Annotated in this window: 3 protein-coding genes; all 3 read left to right on the top strand. The window is 65.1% G+C overall.

All coding sequences use genetic code 11. The annotated features are described in order from the left end of the window. Positions 1–228, top strand: a 228-nt coding sequence (locus tag EN984_RS32595; protein WP_164765829.1) for a helix-turn-helix domain-containing protein, incomplete at its 5' end; no start/stop codon positions are given. A gap of 176 nt (positions 229–404) precedes the next feature. After that, positions 405–1,382, top strand: coding sequence for a flavin reductase family protein (locus EN984_RS32590; RefSeq protein ID WP_127266842.1), 978 nt, complete (start codon positions 405–407; stop codon positions 1,380–1,382). Positions 1,383–1,404: 22 nt separating this feature from the next. Further along, positions 1,405–2,001, top strand: a 597-nt coding sequence (locus EN984_RS32585; RefSeq protein WP_127384259.1) for an aldehyde dehydrogenase family protein, incomplete at its 3' end; no start/stop codon positions are given.

Below are 2,001 nucleotides of genomic sequence, written 5' to 3'. Positions count from 1 at the left end.
CACGGCACGCCCTATCTGGAGACGTTATTTGCCTATCTGCGCGAGGGCTGCCGCAGCCAGGCCTGCGCCGACGCCATCGGCCTGCATGTCACCACCTTACGCTATCGCCTGTCGCGCATGGAGGACCTGTTCGGCATCCGTCTCGACACGCCCGAACAGCGCTTCGCGGTTGAACTCGCGATCCGTCTCAGCGGCATCATCGACAGCCGCACGCCGACAGCCCGTTAGACTCTGTTGACCTCGCCACCACTGTTTCGACGCGGCAGCCGCCGCAAGTGCAGGCGCGCTGCGCCTGCACTTGCTCGGGATGGCAGCAGCACGCCCCGACATCTTTCCTACAGACCGGAGGAAGAAGGCCGGCCGTCTCTTGCCTAGCTTTCATCCGACACTATGGGAGGAAAGCAATGGCGGACGCGGTGGTACACAGGACGATCGACCCGATCGCCTTGCGTCGTGCCTTCGGCACCTTCGTCACCGGCGTGACCGTCATCACCACGCGCGACTGCGACGGCAATCCGCGCGGCATGACCGCGAACTCCTTTACCTCGGTCTCGCTTGACCCGCCGTTGCTCCTGGTCTGCGTCGCCAAGGCGGCGGCGAGCTTTCCCGCATTCAACGAAACACGGTCCTTCGCGGTCAATTTCCTCCATGAAGGCCAGGTCGACGTTTCTTCGGTGTTCGCATCCAAAGCGGCGGACAAATTCCAGTCGGTCAACCATGACCGCGCCCACACCGGCGCGCCGATCCTCACCGACAGCCTGACATGGTTCGACTGCACCGTTCACAACCGCATCGAGGCCGGCGACCACATCATCCTGATCGGCCAGGTCCAGGCTTTCGGAACCAGCCCATCGGCGCCGCTCGGGTTTTGCCGCGGCCGTTACGCCAGCGTAAAGGATCCGCTGCCTGCCGGCTGGCTGGCCTCGCAGGACATGATCATCGGCTATCTTGTCGAAGCCGGCGACCGCATCCTCTTGCGCACCGATGGCAAGGGAAGTTGGGTGCTGCCGACGGCGCGGCGCCGCAAGGCCGACAGTCAGCTCGTCCTCGATGGCGGCGAGGCGCTGACCCTCGTCCCTGAAAACACCTTCCTCTATTCGGTCTTCGACGTCGCCGACAGCGACCCGGGCTATCTCATCTACCGCGCCGAACTGAGCCGTGAGAGCGCTGAAGCCGCACTTCCGGAGGGTCACGCCTTCTTTTCCGTCGACGCGCTGCCCTATGAGCGGATCGCCACGCATGAACTGCGCGCCATGCTGCGCCGCTATGCCCGCGAGCGCCAGGACAAACGCTTCGGCATCTATATCGACACCGGCGATGGCGGCCGTGTCGCCATGATCGACGGCCAGTCGCAATCGTGGACGCAGGCCGCGTCCGAATGATGCTCCACGCAGGACAGACAGCATGAAAACGACGGTCGGATCGCTCGAAGGCTCACGCCAGAACCTGTTCATCAACGGGGCGTTCGTGGCGCCGAAAACCGGGCAGTACATCGACAGTTTCGACCCGACCACCGGCAAGCCCTGGTACGAGTTCGCCGAGGCCGGCGCCGAGGATGTCGGCGCGGCCGTCGAGGCCGCACGTACCGCTTTCGCGGCGCCTGCCTGGCGGCGCATGACCCAGACCGACCGCGGCAGGCTGGTGCGCCGGCTGGCGGAACTGGTGCTGGAGCACGCCGACGCGCTGGCGCTGATCGAGACCCGTGACAACGGCAAGCTGCTCAAGGAAATGCGGGCGCAGATGCGCGCCATGCCCGACAGCTACACCTATTTCGCAGGGATGGCCGACAAGCTGCTCGGCGACACCATTCCGGTCAACAAGCTCGACATGCTCAATTTCAACCTGCGCGAGCCGATCGGCGTCGTCGGCATGATCACGCCATGGAACTCGCCGCTGATGCTGCTCACCGGCACGCTGGCGCCATGCCTGGCGCTCGGCAACACGGTGGTCGTCAAGCCGTCCGAGCATGCCAGTGCCTCCACGCTCGCGCTGGCCGAGCTG

The organism is Mesorhizobium sp. M7A.F.Ca.CA.004.12.1.1 (assembly GCF_003997835.1).
GTDB lineage: Bacteria > Pseudomonadota > Alphaproteobacteria > Rhizobiales > Rhizobiaceae > Mesorhizobium.
Note: the sequence above shows the minus strand (reverse complement) of the source record. Positions and strands in the feature narration are given on the sequence as shown.

Bases quoted from the DNA above. Each gene is read 5' to 3' on its own strand.
- EN984_RS32590 (WP_127266842.1), top strand. From the start codon at position 405: ATGGCGGACGCGGTGGTACACAGGACGATCGACCCGATCGCCTTGCGT.